13 protein-coding genes and 1 pseudogene are annotated in these 23,797 nt (G+C 39.5%); 5 read left to right on the forward strand and 9 right to left on the reverse strand.

The window, feature by feature from the left end:
- Positions 1-3: 3 nt before the first annotated feature.
- A pseudogene (locus ATE92_RS06475) lies at positions 4-1,799 on the reverse strand (chloride channel protein).
- Positions 1,800-1,842: 43 nt separating this feature from the next.
- A complete protein-coding gene (gene aspS / locus ATE92_RS06480; RefSeq protein WP_100802926.1) occupies positions 1,843-3,597 on the reverse strand; it encodes an aspartate--tRNA ligase in 1,755 nt (584 codons plus the stop codon).
- Positions 3,598-3,800: 203 nt separating this feature from the next.
- Here aspS and ATE92_RS06485 point away from each other — a divergent pair, with 203 nt between their 5' ends.
- Positions 3,801-6,779 (forward strand): SusC/RagA family TonB-linked outer membrane protein, encoded by a 2,979-nt coding sequence (locus tag ATE92_RS06485; protein ID WP_100802927.1) that lies wholly within the window; start codon positions 3,801-3,803, stop codon positions 6,777-6,779.
- Positions 6,780-6,949: 170 nt separating this feature from the next.
- Complete coding sequence (locus ATE92_RS06490) at positions 6,950-8,119, forward strand: RagB/SusD family nutrient uptake outer membrane protein (protein ID WP_232729124.1); 1,170 nt, start codon at positions 6,950-6,952, stop codon at positions 8,117-8,119.
- Positions 8,120-8,173: 54 nt separating this feature from the next.
- Here ATE92_RS06490 and ATE92_RS06495 read toward each other — a convergent pair whose 3' ends face one another.
- The 4 genes from ATE92_RS06495 to ATE92_RS06510 are packed head-to-tail and all read right to left on the reverse strand — an operon-like array spanning position 8,174 to position 15,005.
- Positions 8,174-11,842, reverse strand: a complete 3,669-nt coding sequence (locus tag ATE92_RS06495) for an efflux RND transporter permease subunit (protein WP_100802929.1) — start codon at positions 11,840-11,842, stop codon at positions 8,174-8,176.
- 10 nt (positions 11,843-11,852) lie between these two features.
- Entirely contained in the window at positions 11,853-13,019 is a 1,167-nt protein-coding gene (locus tag ATE92_RS06500; protein WP_100802930.1) for an efflux RND transporter periplasmic adaptor subunit, read from the reverse strand.
- A gap of 22 nt (positions 13,020-13,041) precedes the next feature.
- A complete protein-coding gene (locus ATE92_RS06505) occupies positions 13,042-14,400 on the reverse strand; it encodes a TolC family protein (RefSeq protein ID WP_100802931.1) in 1,359 nt (452 codons plus the stop codon).
- Complete coding sequence (locus ATE92_RS06510) at positions 14,397-15,005, reverse strand: TetR/AcrR family transcriptional regulator (RefSeq protein WP_100802932.1); 609 nt, start codon at positions 15,003-15,005, stop codon at positions 14,397-14,399. Before ATE92_RS06510 ends, ATE92_RS06505 begins: the two co-directional genes overlap by 4 nt.
- A 163-nt stretch (positions 15,006-15,168) precedes the next feature.
- On the opposite strand from ATE92_RS06510, the gene ATE92_RS06515 reads away from it, so the two are divergent.
- Positions 15,169-16,143 (forward strand): polyprenyl synthetase family protein, encoded by a 975-nt coding sequence (locus ATE92_RS06515; RefSeq protein WP_100802933.1) that lies wholly within the window; start codon positions 15,169-15,171, stop codon positions 16,141-16,143.
- Here ATE92_RS06515 and ATE92_RS06520 read toward each other — a convergent pair.
- Positions 16,140-16,670 carry an alpha-ketoglutarate decarboxylase gene (locus ATE92_RS06520; RefSeq protein WP_232729125.1) on the reverse strand — a complete coding sequence of 177 codons (531 nt, stop codon included), beginning with the start codon at positions 16,668-16,670 and terminating at the stop codon, positions 16,140-16,142. The genes ATE92_RS06515 and ATE92_RS06520 overlap by 4 nt on opposite strands.
- Positions 16,671-16,785: 115 nt before the next feature.
- Here ATE92_RS06520 and ATE92_RS06525 point away from each other — a divergent pair, with 115 nt between their 5' ends.
- Positions 16,786-19,536, forward strand: a complete 2,751-nt coding sequence (locus tag ATE92_RS06525) for a 2-oxoglutarate dehydrogenase E1 component (protein WP_100802935.1) — start codon at positions 16,786-16,788, stop codon at positions 19,534-19,536.
- Positions 19,537-19,571: 35 nt separating this feature from the next.
- Positions 19,572-20,804: a 2-oxoglutarate dehydrogenase complex dihydrolipoyllysine-residue succinyltransferase gene (gene odhB, locus ATE92_RS06530; protein ID WP_100802936.1), complete on the forward strand. Its 1,233-nt coding sequence runs from the start codon at positions 19,572-19,574 to the stop codon at positions 20,802-20,804.
- 305 nt (positions 20,805-21,109) lie between these two features.
- On the opposite strand, the gene ATE92_RS06535 is transcribed toward odhB, so the two are convergent.
- Positions 21,110-21,745 carry a response regulator transcription factor gene (locus ATE92_RS06535; RefSeq protein WP_100802937.1) on the reverse strand — a complete coding sequence of 212 codons (636 nt, stop codon included), beginning with the start codon at positions 21,743-21,745 and terminating at the stop codon, positions 21,110-21,112.
- A complete protein-coding gene (locus tag ATE92_RS06540; RefSeq protein ID WP_100802938.1) occupies positions 21,745-23,757 on the reverse strand; it encodes a sensor histidine kinase in 2,013 nt (670 codons plus the stop codon). Before ATE92_RS06540 ends, ATE92_RS06535 begins: the two co-directional genes overlap by 1 nt.
- Positions 23,758-23,797: the final 40 nt, after the last annotated feature.

The following is a 23,797-nucleotide window of genomic DNA, read 5'->3' on the forward strand; positions in this document are numbered from 1 at the left end:
TTTTTATTTTCCTGAAAAGTCAATTAGTTTACGTCTGTATGCGGTTAGCAACTTCGATTTCGAAACAAAACCGAAATATTTGCCTTCGGATGTTACAGGAAGGTTCCAGGCTCCCGTGTCCTGAAATTTTTTCATCACTTCGGTCATTTTACCTGCCCCTAAAATAATAATTGCAGGGGATTTTGCATTAAATCTCTAGCAATAACTTCTTTGTATAAGCTTTGATCGAACATTACAGGGCGCAAGTCGTCCAATAAAATAATCCCCTCCAGCTCTTCTGTTTCTTTGTTGACAACGGGAAAAATGTTTCTATTCGATTTTACAACAGCTTCATGAACTATTTCTCCTAAGGTCATTTCGGGATGCAGGACTATAAAATTTTGTTCCACTACCGACTTTATATCCATAAGTGTTAACACTGCATGATCCTTGTTATGAGTAATTAGTTCGCCTTTTCGCCCCAATTCCATGGCATAAACAGAATGTGGTACAAAGTATTTGGTTATGGAGAATGAAATTGCCGCCGTAATCATTAACGGCAGAAACAATTCGTATCCTCCGGTCACTTCAGCAATTAAAAAGATCGCCGTCAAGGGTGCATGCAATACCCCGGCCATGAGTCCCGTCATTCCCACCAGTGTGAAATTACTTTCCGAAACAGGATTTGCGAGTATTCCTATGTTATTAATAATTTTTGCCAAACAATATCCCATGATGCTTCCCATAAACAAAGTGGGTGCAAAGATGCCACCCACACCACCGGCACCGAAAGTGAGCGCACTGGCAATTACTTTAAACAAGACCAAACCTCCCAAAAGTGCAATGAGCATCCAAACATTGTTGAGGTCTACTTGCAGGATATTATTTTCCAATGCTTTTTCGGGATTACCTTGTACCAGGTTGTTAATTACGTCGAAACCTTCACCGTATAAAGGCGGAATAAAATAGACCAGAATTCCAATTCCCAATCCTCCAATTATCAGTCGTTTGACCGGGGAGCCGATTTTTTCGAAAAATTTCTGAAAGCGTTCGTAGGTTTCAGTAAAATAGATGGAGACAAAACCTGCTACTATACCAAGAAGTATGTATAGCGGAATGTCTTTCAGTAAAAAATCATCTTCAATGCTAAACGGCAGTAAAATATCATCTCCGAAGAAGAAGTAGGAAGTGATTAGCGCCGAAACCGAAGCCAATAACAATGGAATAAGCGATATCAAGGTAAGATCGAGACTAAATACCTCCACCGCAAAAATAATAGCAGCAATAGGCGCCTTAAAAATAGAAGACATGGCTCCGGCTGCCGCACAACCTATTAAAAGGGTTCTCGTTGCCTGATTCATATGCAACATCCTCGACAAATTCGAACTGATGGCGGCTCCGGTAGCTACCGTCGGACCTTCAAGTCCTACAGATCCTCCAAAACCTACTGTAATTGGCGCAGCGATTAGGCTTCCAAACATCTGAAAGGGCCTCATTATCCCTTTTCTCTTTGAAATTGCAAACAGGGTAGCAGGAATACCCTGTGTTGGCTGATTGCGAACCACATATTTTAAAATGAAATAGGTAATGGTTAAACCAATTAGCGGGAAAATAAAATAAAAGGCATTGTGATATTCCCGAATCAATTTCCCTTCCAGTAGCAATTGAATAAAGTGAGTTCCGTTTTTAATAAGAACGGCGACCAATCCGGAAAGAAAACCAACAACAATACTTATTATAAAAATAAACTGTTTGTGCGAGACATGCTTTAATCGCCAGATAAGAAATTTGGTAAGTAATGTACGTTTCGGTGCAGGCATTAAGCTGGGTATAAAAAATCCCGCAAAAAGCAGGATTTTAAAGTTACGATTTTAAGTTGAGTTGTAAGCTTAATTCCTCGAGTTGCGTTTTATCTAATGGTGCCGGCGCATCGATCATTACATCGCGTCCCGAATTGTTTTTGGGGAAGGCAATAAAATCGCGTATGGTTTCTTGTCCGCCCAAAATAGCCACCAATCTGTCCAATCCAAAGGCAATTCCACCATGCGGAGGCGCCCCATATTGAAAAGCATCCATTAAAAAGCCAAATTGCGCCTTTGCTTCAGTAGGTGTAAATCCTAGATAGTCGAACATCAAGGCTTGTGTTTCTTTGTCGTGAATTCGAATAGATCCGCCGCCAATTTCATTACCGTTTAACACCAAGTCGTAGGCATTCGCTTTCACAGCACCGGGATTTGTAGCCAACAACTCCAATTGCCCCGGTTTTGGAGACGTAAATGGATGGTGCATGGCGTGAAAACGGTTGGTTTCTTCGTCCCATTCCAACAAAGGGAAATCGACCACCCATAAAGGAGCAAATTCTTTGGGATTGCGCAAACCGAGTTTTTCGGCCAACTCCATACGCAATGCACTAAGTTGTGCACGTACTTTGTTTGCATTACCGGATAAAACACATATTAGGTCTCCGGGTTTGGCATCGGTAACTTCGGCCCATTTAGCCAAATCATTTGCATCGTAGAATTTGTCTACTGAAGATTTATAGGTTCCATCTTCATTACAGCGACAATAGACCATACCGAGTGCTCCCACTTGAGGTCGCTTTACCCAGTCTATCAAGGAATCAATTTCCTTACGGGTAAAAGAATTACCTCCCGGGACTGAAATTGCAACCACCAATTCTGCCTGATTGAAAACACTGAAATCTTTGTGCTGTGCTACCTCGTTAAGTTCTCCAAATTCCATTCCAAATCGAATATCGGGTTTGTCGTTCCCGTATTTTTTCATCGCTTCATCGTAGGTCATTCGCGGGAAAGCAGATAAAGTAACTCCGTTTATCTCCTGCAACAAGTGGCGTGTAAGCCCTTCAAAAGTATTTAAAATGTCTTCCTGTTCCACAAAGGCCATTTCGCAGTCTATTTGGGTAAATTCGGGCTGTCTGTCGGCGCGCAAGTCTTCATCCCGGAAACATTTTACAATTTGAAAGTATTTGTCCATTCCACCTACCATTAGCAATTGCTTAAAGGTTTGCGGGGATTGAGGGAGCGCATAAAATTGTCCTGCATTCATCCGAGAGGGCACCACAAAGTCACGGGCTCCTTCGGGAGTTGACTTAATTAGATAGGGCGTTTCCACTTCCACGAAACTTTTTTCAGATAAATAATTACGAACCGCCATGGTAACTTTATGGCGAAATATTAAGTTCTCGCGAACCGGTTTTCTTCGAATATCGAGATAGCGGTATTTCATGCGTAAATCTTCACCTCCGTCTGTTTCGTTTTCGATGGTAAATGGAGGGGTGAGAGATTCGTTTAAGACGGTAACTTCCGAAACTAATATCTCAATATCTCCGGTAGGCATATTAGGATTTTTAGATTCTCGCTCAATCACTGTTCCTGTTACTTGAATCACAAATTCCCGGCCTAATTTCGAAGCGATTTCCATGACAGATTTAGAAGTTCTCTCATCGTCAAATATGAGTTGTGTAACTCCATACCGATCCCTCAAATCGACCCAAATCATAAACCCTTTATTCCTTGTTTTTTGTACCCAACCTGAAAGAGTCACGGTTTTGTTTATATGTATGGCTCTTAATTCGCCATTAGAATGCGTTCTATACATTTTTCTCTTAGAATATTAATTCCTGTAATCACCTACAAGAAGGTGCAAATTTAGTAAGATTAGCGAGTTTACCATTGAAAAAATTAAACTTTAGTCATGTGATACTGAACTTTTTGTTAAAAATTTATGGGCGAATCTTATGTAATGGTTAAAATATTGATAAATCTTTAGTACCTTCGGGTCAACAATCAAAACTATTAACTATGAAACAAAAAAACTCTAATAGTAGGAGACTCCTGCTTTTACTATTCCTTTTTCCATGTTTTGTGTTTGCACAGACAACACTTACAGGAAAAATTAGTGATCCCAACGGGACTACAGTTCCCTTCGCCAATGTAATTGAAAAAGGCACCACCAATGGAACAACAACAGATATTGATGGAAATTTTTCGATTTCGGTTGCGAGCTTACCCGCAACGTTGGTATTTTCCTCTTTAGGTTATGAAACTATCGAGCAAACCGCAAACAATGCATCCCCTATGAACATAACTTTGGCCGAATCGGCTGAAGCTTTAAGCGAGGTTGTAGTGACAGGTTTGGCAACTTCCATTAAGAGATCGAATTCGGCGAATGCCGTTGCGTCGATTTCAGCCGAGGAACTTGTAGGTACAACACCACCCCCAACTTTGGACGGTGCTTTATACGGTAAATTTGCCGGAGCTGTTGTAAATGCTAACTCCGGAGCACCCGGAGGTGGACTTTCCATTAAACTTCGTGGAGCGACATCTCTGCAAGGAAATACCTCACCTCTTTATATTATTGACGGAGTTTATGTAGATAACTCTTCTATACAACCCGGACTTAATTTAGTGTCTGCAGCAGCAGCCGGAGGAAGTGCTTCTAACCAAGATAACCCTACCAATCGTATTGCGGATATTAACCCTGAAGATATTGCTAATATTGAAATTCTTAAAGGAGCTTCAGCAGCAGCAATCTACGGATCTCGTGCAGCAGCAGGGGTGGTTATTATTACGACTAAAAGAGGTAAGGCCGGAGAAACTCTGTTTAAATTTAATCAGTCAACCGGATGGACTGAGGCTATTAATTTATTAGGTCTCAGAGACTATAACGAACAAAGAGTTCGTGACACCTTTGGGGAAGCAGCAGTTGCACAATTTGTTGCTGCAAGAAATGAAGGTAGATTGATAGATTACGAAAAAGAAATCTATGGTGAAAAAGGATTTTTAAGCAACACCAATTTTAGTATGAGTGGTGGTGATGTTAAGTCTAAGTTTTATGCCGGTGTAAGCCACAATAACGAACAAGGTATTGTAAATAGAACCGGATACGAAAAGACATCATTGCGATTGAATCTTGACCACAAGGCGACAGATTATTTAAAATTGTCGTTAAGTACTAACTATATTTATTCAAGATCGGATAGAGGCTTCTTTAATAACGATAACTCGGGAACAACCATTGGGGTTACCTTAACGGGAACCACACCATGGTTACAGTTATTCCCCGATGCAAACGGTGTTTATCCTGATAACCCTTCAGGGGCATCAAACCCTTTACAGACAAGAGATCTTGTAACGAACAGAGAAACAGTGAACCGTATTATTATGGGAGGTTCTGCGAATTTGGATATTTACAAGGCAGATAATTCCAGTCTTGAATTAATCCTTAGAGGGGGAGTTGACTTTTACGGTCAACAATCTCGTGCTATATTCCCTAAGGCGCTTCAGTTTCAAAAACTTTCAAACGGAGGTTTAAACGGAGTTTCGGTACAAGGTGAAACACAAAATAAGAACTACAACTTATCGGCGTTCTTAGTTCACAACTTCAATACTGCCAGTGATATTTCCTTTAGAACACAGGCAGGTTTGACAAACGAATTTTTTGATCAAAACACTCAATTAATTTCTGCTACAGGTTTGGTTGCCTCTGAAACAAATGTGGATCAGGCAGCAAATACCGGAGTAAATCAAACTCGTTTAAGACAAGAAGATTCCGGATTTTTTGTACAAGAAGAAATTAATTTCCAGGACAAATTTATTGCAACCTTCGGGGTGCGTGGTGATAAGTCCTCGAATAATGGTGATGCTAACAAATTAAACTATTATCCAAAAGGATCTTTAGCTGTTAATTTGAACGAATTCGGATTTTGGAGTGATGGATCTAAATGGAATCAGTTTAAGCTTCGTGCCGCTTACGGTGAAGCAGGGAACTTCCCTCCATTTGGAGCACTATTCACCTCCTATAATGCCTTTACAACAGACGGTTTGTTAGGAATCAGTTTAATTGGTATTCGTGGAGATAAGACATTAAAGTCTGAAAGACAGAAAGAATTAGAATTTGGAACGGACATCGCGTTTTTTAATAACCGATTAAGTCTATCCGGGACCTATTACATCAAAACAATTGATGATTTAATTCTTCGTGCTTCCCTTGAGCCTTCAACAGGATTTACAACTGAGTTTGTGAATGCCGGAGAACTTCAAAATAAAGGGATTGAAATATCACTTAATACTACACCGGTTATGACCGATGATTTCCAATGGGATCTTGGAGTTAATTTCTTCCAGAACCGATCTGAAATTACACGTTTAGATGTAGAGCCATTTAATGTGGGTGCATTTGGGGCTACCCTTGGGACTTACCGAATTGAGGAAGGATCAAGTGCTACACAAATTGTAGGGATTGGACCTAATCCTGGAGACAACGGATTTCAAAAATTTGGTGATTCTGAAGCAGATTTCCAAATGTCGTTTAACAACAGTCTTAACTACAAATCACTTCAGCTGACTTTCTTATGGCACTGGAAAAAAGGTGGAGACAATGTTAATTTAACAACGTTATTGTCCGATTTAAATGGAACAACTCATGATTACGATGATGTTGCCTTGGATCCCGATGGAGTATTGGGTAATGGTGACTATCGTTTGAGTCAGTTGGGTTCTTCAGCCGAAGTTTTTGTTGAAGATGCTTCCTATTTACGTTTACGTGAGCTAGGCTTATACTACAGCCTTCCGGATAGATTATTGTCCGGTATTATTGGCGGGAATATAGACGCAATTAAACTAGGTGTGTCCGGAACCAACTTAATCAACATATTCGATTATAACAGTTACGACCCTGAAGTATCTAACTTTGGTGGAGGAACCATATTTACAGGTGTTGAAGTAACACCATTCCCTTCATCGAAAAGAATTTTGTTTCACCTGGGTATTAATTTCTAAAAATAATTATTATGAAAAAACACATATATAAAATACTTTTCTTAGCCATTGCAATGTCAACTTTTGTTGCCTGTAATGTTGAAGAATTCTCTGACCTGAATAGTCCAGAGGTAGATGCATTTGACCAAAACCTTACTAGAGGAGATTTACAAGATCTCGTCGCTGGAGTATTGTATAGTACTCGATCGCGATTAGGTACATACTTTGATGATTGTGGTGTAATTGGAAGGGAATATTGGAGATTTTCCGGTTCCGATCCGCGTTTTACAACCGATCTATTAGGTGGGGACAACTCCGTTCTTGATAATAATACCTTTTATATCACAGGACCATGGGCCGATCGATACAGATCAGTAAAGAACGCAAACCTTATTCTGGAGTTCTTGGATGGACAAGATCTTTCCGGACAGTTTACGACCGCTGAAATTGCTGCAACCAAAGGATTGTTAAAAACCTTTATTGCGTATGAATTACTTCTTAATTTGAACCTAACCTACGAAAATGGTATTCGTGTGGATGTGGCCGATGAGAATAATTTAGGACCATTTGTTTCCAAAAATGATGCATTAGCGGCTATTAGCAGTATGTTATCCTCTGGGGCAAGCGATCTATCAAGTGGTGGAAGTGCTTTTCCATTTATTTTGTCTTCCGGTTTTTCTGGATTCGATACACCAAGTTCATTTAGACAGTTTAACCGAGCTATCGCAGCACGTGTAGCTGCGTACCAAGGGAATGCTTCTGCAGTACTTTCTGCATTAAATGAGTCTTTCTTTAGCTTAAACGGCAGTAATCTTGACGAGGGAGTTTATTATACCTTCTCAGAAGAGCAAACAGATTTTCCAAACCCTATGTTTATTACGGTAGGTGGATCTTCTGCTGCTCAGGCAAGAGTTGTTCAGCCTGATTTTATTACCGATGCGGAAGCAGGAGATAGTAGGCTGAATAAAATTGCACAACTGGACGGTCCGATTACACTGGATGGTTTAACAGGTGATTTCGTAGTTTTACTTTACAATTCTAACAACGATCCTATTGCTATTGTTCGAAATGAAGAACTAATATTGTTGTATGCAGAAGCTAACATTACCGTAAATCCGGGTGAAGCTGTCAATGCACTTAATATTATTAGAGCAAGCGCTAACTTAGGTCCTTATGTTGGGGCTGTAGATACTGCTTCATTGGTAAACGAAATGTTGAATCAAAGAAGATACTCTCTTTACGGGGAAGGTCATCGTTGGATCGACATGAGAAGATATAACAAACTTGGAGAGTTACCATTGGATAGACCGGCCGATGATGTATGGGCACAATTCCCAATACCATTGACCGAAAATCAATAAGAATCAATTTGTTTAAAAATAAAAACCCCTTTCCAATGGAAAGGGGTTTTTTTATTAAGCAGTTTCTCGGGAGCCTTTCTTTGCTTTCGAATCGTCTGCAAATCTAATCTTAGCTCTGTTGAGTAAGTAAAACATGGTTGGGACAATTACCAGAGTTAGGAAGGTTGCAAAGCTCAATCCGAAGATAATGGTCCATGACATGGGCCCCCAGAAAATGGTATTGTCTCCTCCAATATATATTTGTGGGTCAAATTCTGTAAATAACGTAAAGAAGTTGATGTTAAAGCCAATTGCCAACGGAATGAGTCCCAAAATAGTAGTAATAGCTGTTAACAATACCGGACGTAAACGATTTTTACCTGCTGCAATAATTGCCTCACGATAGTCTTCACGAGAGAGCAGCTCATCTTTATTTATACCTAATTCTTGCTTCTTACGGTCAATAAGTAATTGAGTATAATCTATTAATACAATCGCGTTGTTTACCACAATTCCGGCAAGTGATATAATTCCCATCATCGTCATGATTACCACAAAATCCATCTGGAATATTACCAGACCAAATAACACCCCTATAAAACTCAAAACAATGGCCACAAAAATAATAATGGGCTTTGAAACCGAGTTGAATTGCGCCACAATAATTAAAAGGATTAACGCCAACGCCATAATCAAAGCACTGAACAGAAACGCCATGTTTTTGTCCTGCTCTTCCTGCTCCCCGGTGAAATCGTAACTAATACCCTTGGGCAAATCATAATTTACCAATGAGGTCTCCATTTTTTGAACAATTTCGGTAGGATTAAAACCTTCTAAAACATTGGAATAAACTGTAATAACACGTTTTAAGTCTTTTCGTTTTATAGAACTGAAAGTGGCTATATTTTTTGTAGTCACCAAAGAGGAAATGGGAATGTTTTTCAAATTCCCGTTGTTGTCTCTGAAGGTTATGTTCTGATTAAATAAAGCACTTTCGTTGTATCTGTTCTCATTTCCGAAGCGAACAAAAATATCGTAATCATCTTCTCCTTCCTTATAAGTAGACGAGTCGAATCCATAAATAGCACTACGCAATACACGACCCACCTGAGCTGTACTCACGCCTAACTCCCCTGCTTTTTTCCGATCCACAAATACCTCCATCTCCGGTTTGTTCTGATTTACATCCAGCTTTAATTCTTCAATGCCGGGAATTGAGAGTCCGTTTATATATTCCTGAACATTCTGCGCTTCTGCCAACAATTTGTCGTAATCTTCTCCCTTCAATTCTAAGTTAATGGCATATCCGGCCGGAGGACCGTTTGCATCCTTATCTACAATCACACTAACGCCAGGATAACCCTGTACGGCATTTCGCAGCTCACTTAATACATCTCCACTACTAATCTTATCTCCTTCTTCATTGTAACGGTATTTAAATTCCCTGAACAATACAGTCACCTTTCCCCTATGAGGCATCTCATTTTGTGAAGCGCCGTCGGTTTGCGGATTTCCGGCACCTTCTCCCACTTGTGAGATAATAGATTCGGCCATGAAATTGTACGATTCGCCGTCCTTGTTGTATTTGTATTGATCCAGCACCTCGAAAACCTGCTGTTCTATAGTACGCGTAATTTCGTTCGTTTTTTCGATATCGGTTCCTTCGGGATATTCGATGTAAACGATGGCCTGGTTCGGCTGATTTTCGGGAAAGAACAACACGTTAGGTTGTGCAATTCCAAAGACCACAAAGGATAATATCAGCAATCCAAAGGTTCCGAATACAAACTTGTAGGCATTACTTCCTTTTAAAGCAGATTCCAGAAATTTGTGATATCTTCTTTCCAAAGCCGGTAGCCATTTTTTCTGAAACTTCTGTGAACCAGGAGCCAATACATATTTAAAGAACCACAATAAAAAGGCAACAAAAACAAATAAGTTTCCGAAGCCGGTCAAGGTTTTCGGACTCCCAACAGCGCCCAGAATGGTAAAGAGTAAGCCTACGGCAAGTAAGCCTAAACCTCGCTTTAACAGGACGGTTTTCGATCTGTTTTTCCATCCTCTAAACGATAAATACAAGGCGTAAATTAAAACTACTGCTCCAAGTATCTGGAAAATAATATGGGTTTCAGTAAGCCCTGAAATAATCAACAATCCTCCAAAAATCAATAGCGCAATACTAATTCGGAATAAATTCTTTTTCGAGATTTCTCCTTCTTCTGTTTTCATAAATACCGAAGTAAGCATCGAATTAATAATCAATGCTACAAAAAGCGATGAAAACAGTACGGTCGATAGGGTTAAAGGGAAGTATATCATGAATTTCCCCATAATTCCCGGCCAGAAGCCCAAGGGTAAAAAGGCCGCTAGCGTAGTAGCCGTAGAGGCAATAATAGGCCATGCAATTTCACCGACTCCCTGCTTGGCCGCTTCTAAACGCGGCACCCCTTCATCCATTAGCCTATAGACATTCTCTACCACCACAATTCCATTGTCCACCAGCATTCCCAGTCCCATTACGGTTGCAAACAATACCATGGTGTTTAGCGTAATATTGATGCCCATAAAATCTCCCACAATTGGAAGTATTAAAAAAGATAATAAAATAGACAAAGGGATGGCAATACCCACAAATAGTGCATTCCTGAACCCTAAAAAGAACATCAAAACACTTACCACAAGTAATACTCCGAAAATGATACTGTTCTCTAATTCAGCGACCTGGGCTTCGGTTCTAGTAGACTCATCACTCGTTATAGTTATTTCCAGATTTTCAGGTAAATAATCGCCTTTGGCTTCTTCAATGAGCTTCTTAATTTCGGCTATAGCCGCAATCATATTTTCGCCACTCTTCTTCTTAATACTCAACATGACAACCGGTTTGCCATATTCTCTGGCATAGGTTGTTTTGTCTTTTTCTCTGAAATTTATTTCGGCTACATCACGTAACAATACCACCCCGCCATCTTCTTTTACAACTATGTTTTCAAGATCGGTGGGTTGTTCAATTTCTCCAATAACACGGATGTTTCGACGTAGACCGTTTTCAATTACATTTCCACCCGAAATGGTAACGTTTTCATTTTGAATCGCCTGTATTACTTCATTCAGACTTAAGTTGGCAGCGGTCATTTTGTACACGTCCACGGCAACTTCCACTTCCTTGTCCTGAACCCCTAGCAAAGTGGCTTCCTTTATTTCCGGAAGATCTTCAATCCTGTCTTGTAGCTCTTCTGCAAATTCCTTTAGTTGTGTCGAAGGGTAATCCCCTTTGAGGTTGATTTGTGCAATTGGTGTTATTTCCGAAATATTTAAGTCGAAAGCATTGGGCTCTACCTTTGCACCACCATCCATTGTAGGCCAATCCTGTTGTGCTTTTACGGCATCCAGTTTGTCTTTTACTTTCACCTTGGCTTCATCGGGAGTGATAGTTTCTTCAAATTCGACCGTAATCATCGAATAATCCTGAAGCGAATTGGAAGTAATCTTTGTCACCCCCGAAATATCATTGATTTCCTCTTCCAGTGGCTTGGTGATTAGTTTTTCCACGTCTTCGGCAGCATTTCCGGGGAACACCGAACTGATGTAGATTTTAGATTCAATTACTTCCGGAAAAGATTCCCGAGGAAGATTTATGTACGACATAAGTCCGCCAATCAATACGATACCAATTAGCACAAACACAGTCATGCGGTTATCTATCGCCCAATTGGAGAGCCCGAAATATTTTTTCTTTTGTTCCATTTGGAGGTTTTTAGTTGGTAGTTTTAATTTTTACGGTTGCTCCGTCATTCAAAGTTAGGGCGCCGTCCTTTACGATGGTTTCCCCGTCTTCCAATCCGCTTAGCACTTCAATTTGTCCTTCGTATTTTTTTCCGGTCTCAATCTTCTTACGAGTCACTTTCGCTTCATCTCCATCAACTTCAGAAATTACATAGACAAATTTTTCGCCTATGGAATTTTCCTGTATCACGTTTGCAGGAATCATCTTGGCTTTGGCCTTACTGTAATTATTAATTTCCAACTTGGCAACCAAATTAGGCTTGATAGTTTTGCCCTTGTTAGGAACGTCAATTTCGATATCAAAGGTTCTATTGTTCGGGTTGATATAATTCCCTACATTTTTCACCTTCCCGTTTACCGTTTCATTTAGAGCAGGAAAAGTAACTTTTACCTCGGTTCCTTCTTGAATACTTCCAATATAATTTTCGGGGATTGAAGCCTTTACATACATATCCCTCAGGTTCACTATCCGCATTAAAGCCTGTCCTCCGGGAGCAACCACCTGTCCTTGTTCGGTCACTATTTCGTCAATTTCACCACTAAACGGGGCACGAACGCTGGTTCTCCCCAATTGAGAACGCAGTTGATTTACCGAACTTTGAGAGGCTTCCATATTAGACTTGGCCTGTAAATACTGAATCTCACTACCAATCTTCTGGTTCCACAAACGCTCTTGTCTCTCAAAAGTAGTTTTTGCTAATTGATACTGTGTTTCGAGCTGAGAAAGCTGACTTGACAATCCGCCATCATCGATACGAGCCAGTAACTGACCTTTGGAAACCTTATCACCCTCTTTCACATAAACCTTCGTCAACAATCCTTGATATTCGGGGTAAATGAGAATATTCTCGTTGGTTTCTACATTTCCTTGAATATCGATATAATGGTTAAAGAGTGTATCGTTCAGCACATAGGTGGTCACCAATGGCAATTTCTTTAAGGTATCTTTTTCTGAAATGGCCAGTTCGAGCCTTCCTAAAACTGTTGCGATACTATCGTAAGATGCCAAAACTTGTTCTTTCTTAGCCTTCATGGCTTCCAGATTACCGCTTTCTATCACCGCGTCAACGGACTGAGAATCACCTCCACAAGCGGCAATTGTAAGAGCTGTTACTAGGATTATAATTACTTTTTTCATTTGTATAGCGTTTTCTAATTGATTAGTTGTTTGTTCTTAACTGAGGAGTATTTAAAACTGTTTCCAAATTGGCTTTGGTGTTAATCACCTCCAACATGGCCTGAAAATATTGCTGTTGTGCAGTGTATAACTGTGTTTGCGCCTGCCGAAGGTCAAAGCTTGTTGAAAGTCCTTCCCCGAATTTCACCTGATTTTTCCCTTCAATGCGTTCGGACAATGCTAAGTTTTTCTTTGAATTCTCGTAGTTTTCAATCGCAAACTGGTAGTTACTTTTGGCTGTGTTTAAAGCCAATTGCACATTTTGAGACGTCTCTTCCAGTTGTGTTTCGGCTTGCTCTAATGCAATCTTGGCACGTTGTGTCTTGGCACTTCGCATCCCGCTGCTAAAGATGGGGATACTCATATTTACACCCAACACCGAGGATTGATACCAAATCTGTTCACTATTTAAAAATGTAAAGTCGTCACTGTTCGCGGCGGCTCCATAATTAAGAAAGGCAGTAAGTCTTGGCAGGGCTCTACTTTTTTCCAGTTTTAACTCCAGATTACGTTGTTCGGTGAGATTGTACGCGATTTTGTAATCGATATTCTCCTTAATATTCAACGAAGAGTCTAAAATTTCAAGCTGAATGTTTTCTTGTGCCAACGAATCTAAATTATCTTCAAAAGTAACCTGAGCGTCCACGTCAATTCCAAGGGCGACATTAAACATTTGTTTTGCAATTGCTGAAGTTCTGCGGGCATTGTTTAATTGGGTTTCTATATCTAAAAGTGTAATTTCCAACTGTTCCACACTTTCCTCTTCTGTAAGTCCGTTTTCATATATTTTCCGGGTTTCGAAGAGATTTTTTTCGAGATTGGTTTTGTTCTTTTCAAAAATGGCGATGAGTTCTTCGGAAAGTAATACACTTCCGTAGGCATTAATCACTCCCTTGCGCACTTCCAGATTGGTTTTTTCGGAAGCGTTTTCAGAATAATCCAAAAATGCCTTGGCAGCTTGCAGGCCAACCAAATAACTTCCGTCGAATATCAACTGATTTAAAGTCGCTGTAGCTGAAGCATTTTGCTTGGTGCCAAACGTAACAGGAACAAAGGTTCCGGGCTCCCCTCCGGTAATTTCGGCCGGCAAAAGTGTAACAGGTTGTTTTAGGTTGTTCTGGTAGGCGATGTCTGCGCTAATCTGCGGGAGCCCGGTTGCAGTAGTCTCCCATTTTTGTTTTAAGGCCTTGGCGATATCGCGGCGGGCGTTGATTGCGGTATAATTACTATCGATGGCAAAAGTAATTGCCTCCTCCAGGGTAAAACTATACGCTTCTTTTTGTTGTGCGCTACCAACCACAGATAGCAGCATGATACTACAAATAGCAATTTGTTTCCTCATTCGTTTGATTGTTGTTTGATGAATTTGTTAAGTGTTTTAAGCCCTTCGGGAGTAACAATACCCCGTAAATGATACTCCAGATAATCCTCCATTAATTCTGCTTTCGGAAATCTTTGCGTGGGAAATAAAGTGTCATCCTTAATCCCTCTTACACCTATAAAATAGATTCGAGAGACAAATTCGATATCAAGATTGTCCCGATACAACCCAAGCGCAACACCTCTTTCCAGATTTTGAAGTGTGCACTCGTGCATGTTTTCGTATTGTTTTTCCTTAAGCGTGTTAAATATCTCAGGATAGTATTTTTGCAATTGGTATTGGGGAGATACTTTTTCATTTTTCAAATGAAGCATTGCAAACTTTTTAATTTCGTACAATTCTTCAATCGGATTTTTATTTAGCTCTCTTATACACCTAATACCACAAGTTATCTCGTGGAATACGCATAATGTCGCTTCTTTAACCAGTTCGGTTTTGTTGCTGAAATGTGAATAAATGGTCTTTTTTGAAATGCCCATGTGATTGGCAATATCGTCCATGGTAACACTCTTAAAACCAAGGGTTATAAACAGCTCGGCCGCGTTTTTAATTATTTTTTCTTTCATAATAGGGCGCAAATGTACAACACGGAAACTTTTAAAACAAAAATAGTTTCCAAAGTTTTACAATTATTTAACATATCCTTCCAACTTCGGGTTATTTTCTTTTTATTAAATAATTAACCCCGTTTTACTGAGCAACTCGTATTTTAGCAGGAAAATTTTGTGAATGGAAGTATTGTCGAAATACAATGATGCTTTGCAGAGGCATTTAAATGAAACGGTTCGTGTAAAAGAACCCACACAGTTATACGCACCCATTCAATATATCGTCACTTTGGGAGGAAAACGTTTGCGCCCCATCCTCACCTTACTTAGCTGTGATTTTTTTGGGGAAGACTTCAACAAAGCCATGCCGGCTGCCTTGGCGGTCGAACTGTTTCACAACTTTTCTTTGATTCACGATGATATAATGGACAAGGCGCCATTGCGACGGGGGGAAGAAACGGTACATGAAAAATGGGACATCAACACCGGAATCCTCTCGGGAGATGCTATGTTAATTCTAGCCTATCAGTTGTTCGAAAACTATGAGCCTCATAAATTCCAGGAATTAGCCAAACTCTTTAGTAAAACTGCGCTGGAAGTGTGTGAAGGACAACAATACGATGTAGACTTCGAAACCCGGGACGACGTTACTTTGGATGAATACATTCATATGATCGATTGCAAGACAGCGGTGCTTTTAGGCGCTGCAATGAAGATGGGTGCCATTGTTGCTGAAGCTTCGGAAAGTTGTAAAAACAATATTTATCAATTTGGCCGAAACCTGGGGATTGCATTTCAGCTGCAGGACGATTATTTGGATGCCTTCGGAAACCCGGAAACCTTCGGAAAACAGGTGGGAGGAGATATTATTACAAATAAAAAAACCTTTTTGTATTTAACGGCTTTGAAGGGTAGTAGTGCCGAAGAAGCCGAAACCCTGGAGCATTTATACAGCATTGCACCCAAAGACCCTTCAGATAAAATAAGTACTGTAAAAAGTATTTTTGAAGCTTCAGGTGCTGCAAAAGCCATTCAGAATGAAATTGCATCCTATACCCAAAAGGCTAACAATTATTTAGACGCTGTGCAAATCTCTTCAGAAAAGAAAGAAAAACTAATCCATTTTGGTGATTGGCTTATGGAGCGGACGGTTTAAAAATAGATCCTCGCAAAAGGCATCCAGGCATTGGCGTAAATGCTTTTTTCTTCGTCATACAAAACGTCATATCTAATTCCAATAGTAAAATTACCGTTGCGGAATCCTGCTCCCATAAATAAAGCAGGATACCAATACGTATCGTCGGGAATCATCAAATCCGATTCGAATGTACGTGTCACATTTAATTGTTCAAATTCGGCAGATACCTGCAACTGCGGGATAATATTATACAGTCCTAAAACACTTCCCCCTACAATAGTTGTTTTGTAAAAATTCTTTTGTCGGTTATAGGTAAAATTCGCACCTACACCCAAAGCAAATTGCTCATTGAACTCGTAAATAGCACTGGGAGCGACTGTGGCACTGAAAAATTCGTTTCCAAAACTCAATCCTAATCCGCCGCCAAATCGAACATGTGACCAGAAGTTGGGAGCCTGTTCTTGGGACGAACCGGTCTGAAACATCAAACCGATAAACAGTGGGCAAAAAACTTTTAGAATAGGGCTGAATTTGAATGAATTCATTGTGAAATATTTATGAGTTTCAGTTCAATAAATATATAAAATCCCAAAGCCGTAGTTTGTGGATTTATTGTATTTTTGTAACGTTTTATTAAAAATAGTTCTCTTTATTCCTATTATGGATAGATTTTCTTTTTTAAATGCGGTGCATCCGGCTTATATTGCCGATCTCTACGATAAATATTTACAATATCCCGACAGTATAGAACCCAGTTGGAGAGCCTTTTTTCAGGGCTTCGATTTTGGTATTGAAAACGGGTCTCTTGAAGCTTTAGGAATCGAGCAAAACGGACAGGAAATTCCTGAAAGTTTATTGAAGGAATTCCAGGTGATAAAATTAATAGATGGCTACCGAACTCGCGGGCATCTTTTTACAAAAACAAATCCGGTACGCGAACGCAGAAAGTACGAACCTACGCTCGCCATAGAAAATTTTGGATTGACCGAAGCCGATCTTTCCAGAAAGTTTAAAGCAGCCGATATTTTAGGAATTCCTGAAACTACTCTCGAAGAAATTATACGGCATCTTGAAAATATTTATTGTCAGTCTATTGGGATCGAGTATATGTATATCCGAAAGCCGGAAGAAATTCAATGGATACAGGATAGGTTGAATATCAACGACAATCTTCCTAATTTTTCGACCGAACAAAAGAAGCAAATCCTTAAAAAACTGAATGAAGCTGTTTCCTTCGAAACATTTCTACACACTAAATATGTAGGTCAGAAGCGTTTTTCTCTGGAAGGAGGAGAAAGTTTGATTCCTGCCCTGGACACCTTAATTGAAAATGCCGCCGAACAAGGCGTGGAAGAGTTTGTATTGGGGATGGCACACCGGGGTCGTTTGAGTACGTTAACCAATATCTTCGGGAAAAGTTCCAAGGATATTTTTAGTGAATTCGACGGAAAAGATTACGCTCAGGATATTTTTGACGGAGATGTCAAGTATCATTTGGGTTGGACTTCCAAGCGGAAAAGTAGTTCCGGAAAGGAAATCAACCTGAACATTGCTCCCAATCCGTCTCACTTAGAAACTGTTGGCGCAGTAGTTCAAGGAATTGCTCGTGCCAAGCAGGACGATCATCATAAAGATAACCCCAAGGCTGTACTCCCAATAATTGTTCATGGTGATGCGGCTATTGCCGGACAGGGAATTGTCTATGAAATTGTTCAGATGGCTCAACTGGACGGCTATAAGACCGGCGGAACCATACATATAGTTGTAAACAATCAAATTGGTTTTACCACCAATTATTTGGACGCACGTTCGTCTACATATTGTACTGATGTCGCCAAAGTTACCTTATCTCCGGTTTTACATGTAAATGCAGATGATGTGGAAGCTGTCGTGCACGCGATGAAGTTTGCTCTGGATTTTAGAATGGAATTTGGTCGCGATGTGTTTATAGACCTGTTGGGATACAGAAAATACGGTCATAACGAAGGGGATGAACCCAGTTTTACACAGCCGAAATTATATAAAGCAATATCAAAGCATAGTAATCCGAGAGATATCTATGCCGAAAAGCTCATCAAGCAAGGTCTAATTGAAAAAGGATTTGCCGAAAAGCTCGAGCAAGAGTACAAGGATAAATTGGAAGAGAACCTGCAGGATTCCCGAAAAGAGGATAAGACCGAAATAACCGCCTTCATGCAAGACGAATGGCAGGGTTATATCTATGCCGAAGAGGATAAAATGATGGAAGATGTTGACACCACTTTCGATCTAAAGGGACTATCTGAAATAGCTGAGGTAATTACCCAACTTCCAAAAGATAAAAAATTCCTTCGCAAGATTTCCAAACTTATTGAAGCCCGTCATAAAATGTACTTCGAAGACAACCAATTGGATTGGGCAATGGGCGAATTACTTGCCTATGGCACACTATTAAAGGAAGGGCACGATGTACGAATGAGCGGACAAGATGTAGAAAGAGGAACTTTTTCGCATCGTCATGCCGTTATAAAAGTAGAAGATACCGAAGAAGAAATAGTGCTGCTAAATGAGTTAAAAGGAAAGCAGGCGGATTTTTATATTTACAACTCCTTGCTATCAGAATATGGGGTGGTTGGTTTCGATTATGGTTATGCAATGGCCAGTCCTATCACGCTCACCCTATGGGAAGCACAGTTTGGGGATTTCAGTAATGGAGCCCAAATTATGATTGACCAGTATATTTCGGCAGCGGAAGATAAATGGAAAATGCAAAACGGTTTGGTGCTATTATTACCTCATGGCTATGAAGGTCAGGGGGCAGAGCACTCTTCAGCAAGAATGGAACGCTATCTTCAAATGTGTGCAGTTGATAATATGTTTGTGGCCGATGTTACAACGCCTGCCAATATGTATCATTTGTTACGCAGACAGATGAAGGTGAACTATAGAAAACCATTGATTGTATTTACGCCTAAGAGCCTATTGCGTCACCCAAAAGTACTTTCCACAAAAGAGGAGTTGGCGAAGGGAAGTTTCCAAATGGTTATGGACGATTCTGAAGCTAAAGTAGCCAAGACTAAATCGTTGGTGTTTGTTAGTGGTAAATTCTACTACGATTTACTTGAGAAGCGGGAAGAACTACAAAGAAATGATGTTGCCTTGGTGCGTGTAGAACAATTGTTTCCATTGCCAACCAATAAATTAAAAGAGATTATAAAAAAATACAAAAATGCAGACGATATTGTTTGGGCACAAGAAGAGCCTCGCAATATGGGAGCTTATGCGCATATCTTATTGCACTTCGATGAAGCCAAAAACTTTAGAGTATGCAGCCGAAAAATGTATGCCGCTCCGGCCTCCGGAAGTAGTGTGCGTTCAAAATTGCGTCACGCTAAGGTGATTGAAAGTGTTTTTAACAGTGAAGCAGAATAAATTTAGCAACCCTTATATAGGATAACAGAATTACTATGGTATTAGAAATGAAAGTCCCTTCTCCGGGAGAATCCATTACAGAAGTAGAAATAGCCCAATGGTTGGTAGCCGATGGTGATTGGGTTGAAAAAGACCAGGCAATTGCCGAAGTTGACAGTGATAAAGCAACCTTGGAGCTTCCTGCCGAAGCCAGTGGTATTATTACGCTCAAAGCTGATGAAGGTGACGCTGTTGCGGTTGGAGATGTTGTATGCCTAATCGACACCGATGCAAAAAAACCTGAAGGCGCCGGTGATTCTAAGAAAGAAGAGGAAGCGAAAGAAGCAAAAGAAGCTCCTGTAAAAGAAACCAAAAAAGAAACTTCGAAAGAAGCGCCTAAAAAAGAAAGTTATGCTTCCGGAACTCCTTCTCCTGCGGCTAAGAAGATTTTAGACGAAAAAGGAATGGCACCCAAAGAAGTAAAAGGTTCGGGGAGAGACGGACGAATTACCAAGAATGATGCTGATAACGCAACACCTTCCATGGGCACTCCGGGAAGTGGAGGTAGAGGAACCGAACGCAAAAAACTTTCAATGCTGCGCCGCAAGGTGGCAGAACGTTTGGTGGCGGCAAAAAATCAAACCGCCATGCTTACCACTTTTAATGAAGTGGATATGAGCCCTATTTTTGAGTTGCGAAATGAATACAAAGAGCAGTTTAAAGAAAAACATGGCGTAGGATTAGGCTTTATGTCTTTCTTTACCTTGGCAGTGGTACGCGCCTTGGATTTGTATCCCGATGTGAATTCGATGATTGATGGAGACTTCCAAATACGTCACGATTTTAAGGATATTTCAATTGCAGTATCAGGCCCAAAAGGATTGATGGTGCCGGTAATTAGAAATGCCGAAAACCTAACCTTCAGAGGGGTTGAAGCTGAAGTTAAAAGATTGGCGTTGCGTGCTAGGGATGGTCAAATTACAGTAGATGAAATGACGGGAGGTACGTTTACAATCTCCAACGGAGGTGTTTTTGGTAGTATGTTATCCACCCCCATTATTAATCCACCACAATCGGGAATTTTAGGAATGCACAATATTGTAGAAAGAGCTATTGTAAGAGATGGTGCTATCGCTATTGCCCCTGTAATGTTTGTGGCATTGTCTTATGATCACAGAATTATTGACGGAAGAGAATCTGTAGGATTTCTGGTTGCTGTCAAAGAAGCTCTGGAAAACCCAACCGAATTGTTAATGGGCAACGATATAAAAAAGGCGTTAGAATTATAGATAATTTTCTCGCATTACATAAAAAAAACCCGACTTTTCAGTCGGGTTTTTTTATTTGGCTAGTTAGTTGAAATTTCAACCGTAAACTTATTTATATGAAACAAAATAATTCAGAACGTTGAGAAGCACAATTGTAATAATTGAAACTATTAAGACGATTACAATTATCTTTTTAGTTCTTTTATTTCTATGTTTATTTTCCTCTAACAACACTGAATTTTTCATGTTGTAAATGTGAGAAAATATTGACACTCTTAAAATACGTGTTAACACGTAAATTTTTAATTAATATGGTTTTTAGGTAGTTAAATAAGTTTTTCCTGATGTTCTTTGGCCCAAATTAGGAGACTATTAGTTTTGTGTTCCAAATCTAACTTGGATATAATATTACTTCGATGTTTTTCGACGGTTCGATACGAAATAAAAAGGAGGGAAGCGATTTCTTTATTGGTCTTGTCGTTTGCAATTAGTTTTAAAATCTTTTTTTCGGAAGGGGTTAAATTTTTCAAGGAATTTTCTTCCATATTATTGGAGCCGAGCAAATCTTTAATTTCCGGACTAAAAAAGGGCTTCCCGGAAGAAACCGTTTTTATACAGGTTTCAATTTCTTCTAAGGCAAATTCTTTGAGAACATAGCCAAAAATGTTCAAATCCTGTGCCTGTTGATACAAATCCCGTTCTTTATGTAAGGTAATTAGAATAATCTTAGTGGTTATTCCGTTGGTTTTACACTTTTGTGCGATTTCCAGCCCCGACATAAACGGCATCTGAATATCGATAATAGCGATATCAGGATTTAATTTTGTGATAAGATTGTAAGCCTCTCGTCCGTTATTTCCGCTTCCAATTATGTTGAAATTCTTTTCAAGTAAAAAATCATTCAGTCCCTTCAGGAGTAGCGGATGATCGTCGGCGGTAATGATGGTCTCTTTTTTCGCCATTATACAGGAAATTGAAATTCTAGTGTGGTACCGTTATTTATTTTGGACTGTACCTTCATTTGTCCATTTAAAAATTTTGTGCGCTCCAATAAAGTTTTTAATCCTAATGATTTTATATCCTGGTATTTTTCAGAAAAATCAAAACCGTCGCCATTGTCTTTAATGGAAATCACAATGTTGTTTGCAAATTTCTTGACAGACACCTTGCTAGCTTCCGCTTTAGCATGTTTTAAAATGTTATTGAGGCTTTCCTGTACAATTCGGTAAATGTTGACCTCCTGTTCGGGCGAAAAAAGGTTGTCTATATTGTCTATTTCGGAAGAAATAAATAAGGTGGTGTTCTCGTCTATTTGAGTTAATGAATGCTGAATAGCCTTTGTAATGCCCATCTCCTGAAGTTGAAAAGGATGAAGATCCCTGGAAATTGTTCTCACCTCTTCAATTGCCGTGTCCACCATTTTTTTTGTAGCCTCATCCCCATTTGCAACTACTTTGTTTTTTATGAGTAAAAGTTGTTGGCCAAGACCATCGTGCAGGTCTTTAGAAATTCGCTTGCGTTCTTCTTCCTGGGAAACCAATAATTTTTGACTAAATTTTTCCTGAAGCATTTTATTGTTTTTCAAATTTTGCTGATTTCTGAATAGTAGAATCATTCCAAAAAACAAGATCAAGGCAACACTTGAAAAGGCTACAACTTTTTTAAATGCTTCGTTGTCTTTTTCCAAAAGCTGAATATTACTGTTTTTTTCTACCAACTCCTTCTCTTTCTTTTCTGTTTCATACAAGGTTTGGTAATACGCTAAGACATTCGAGCTGTTTGGATTATAAATAGAGTCGTTTAAAGTTATATAAGCCTGTTTGTGTTCCAGACTCCGTTTATAATCTCCCTTCTTTGCATAAATATCGGCCAGCAAATCGTAAGAATCGAGAATGGCATCTGTGTAACTATATGACCTGGAGCCTTCCAATTTCTTTTTGGCATGTATTAATGCCGTATCATAATCCCCCAAAGCATAATGAAACTTTGCAATAGCGCCATAGTAGTTCAATTTTGAATTGATATCTTCTGTGTTTTTAATCCACTCACTTACCAGCGTTATATGCTTTGTGGCATTTTCAATATCGTTCTCATTTGCGTAATATTCTATGAGTTTTGAATGCACCATAATAGACTGAGAAAAGTCTCGATCTTCATCCGGGGTCTTGTTTAAAATGGTAACTGCCTCGTTTAGGTTTTCAAGGTGTAGCTTTTTATTACCCATTTTTTTATCATCCAGTGCTTGATTATAATACTCTACTACTAGAAAGTTGTTGAGATTTAGGTTTTTTAATTTTTCTATTATTTTTCCGCGCTCTTCTTTGGCTTTATCATAAAAGCTATTCATACTAAACATGGTAGTAATCCCTTGTTGAGCATGCACCATATAGGTGTAATCTTTGAGCGCTTCGTAATAATCGTACGCCTTTTGATAATTCTCTCCTGCTGGCACAAACTGACCTAAATTAGAGTAGGCCTGTCCTTTAAACAAATAAGTATCTGCCAGATATACCGAATCTCTAGGGGAAAAATTCTCAAGTGCCAGCGAATAGTCTGCAATTGCTTTTTTAAGGTCTATTCTAAAATTGGCTCGACCTCGTTTAAGGTAGAGACCACCCAACAAAAAGCTATCGTCGATTTTATATTTATGGGCTAAAACACCATTAATTATAGAGACTGCTTTTTCAGGTTTATTTTTTCTGCTGGTGATGATAAACTGAAGATTCATGGCCTTTCGAGCAGCGGCTTCGATGCTGTCTACATCCTTAGCCAAGTCTATATATTGAATGCTGTACTCTATAAAAGCGTCGTCATCTTTTCTAAAAGTCTTAGAAATTAAGGAGTCAAGGAAGGTTAATTTTAATTGAGTGCTTTTGGTAGTGTCTAAAACCGATGCATAATAATCAATATCCTGAGAAAACCCATAATAGGGAAATACAAAAAATATGACGAAAAGTGCCAGGAGATTTTTCAATTTGTGTTAGGTTGTTAGGTAACTCTTAAATGTAATAATT

Source organism: Ulvibacter sp. MAR_2010_11, assembly GCF_002813135.1.
GTDB lineage: Bacteria > Bacteroidota > Bacteroidia > Flavobacteriales > Flavobacteriaceae > Altibacter.

Coding starts and splice junctions, on each gene's coding strand:
- aspS (WP_100802926.1), bottom strand. CDS start 3,597: ATGTATAGAACGCATTCTAATGGCGAATTAAGAGCCATACATATAAAC.
- ATE92_RS06485 (WP_100802927.1), top strand. CDS start 3,801: ATGAAACAAAAAAACTCTAATAGTAGGAGACTCCTGCTTTTACTATTC.
- ATE92_RS06495 (WP_100802929.1), bottom strand. CDS start 11,842: ATGGAACAAAAGAAAAAATATTTCGGGCTCTCCAATTGGGCGATAGAT.
- ATE92_RS06500 (WP_100802930.1), bottom strand. CDS start 13,019: ATGAAAAAAGTAATTATAATCCTAGTAACAGCTCTTACAATTGCCGCT.
- ATE92_RS06505 (WP_100802931.1), bottom strand. CDS start 14,400: ATGAGGAAACAAATTGCTATTTGTAGTATCATGCTGCTATCTGTGGTT.
- ATE92_RS06510 (WP_100802932.1), bottom strand. CDS start 15,005: ATGAAAGAAAAAATAATTAAAAACGCGGCCGAGCTGTTTATAACCCTT.
- ATE92_RS06515 (WP_100802933.1), top strand. CDS start 15,169: ATGGAAGTATTGTCGAAATACAATGATGCTTTGCAGAGGCATTTAAAT.
- ATE92_RS06520 (WP_232729125.1), bottom strand. CDS start 16,670: ATGAATTCATTCAAATTCAGCCCTATTCTAAAAGTTTTTTGCCCACTG.
- ATE92_RS06525 (WP_100802935.1), top strand. CDS start 16,786: ATGGATAGATTTTCTTTTTTAAATGCGGTGCATCCGGCTTATATTGCC.
- odhB (WP_100802936.1), top strand. CDS start 19,572: ATGGTATTAGAAATGAAAGTCCCTTCTCCGGGAGAATCCATTACAGAA.
- ATE92_RS06535 (WP_100802937.1), bottom strand. CDS start 21,745: ATGGCGAAAAAAGAGACCATCATTACCGCCGACGATCATCCGCTACTC.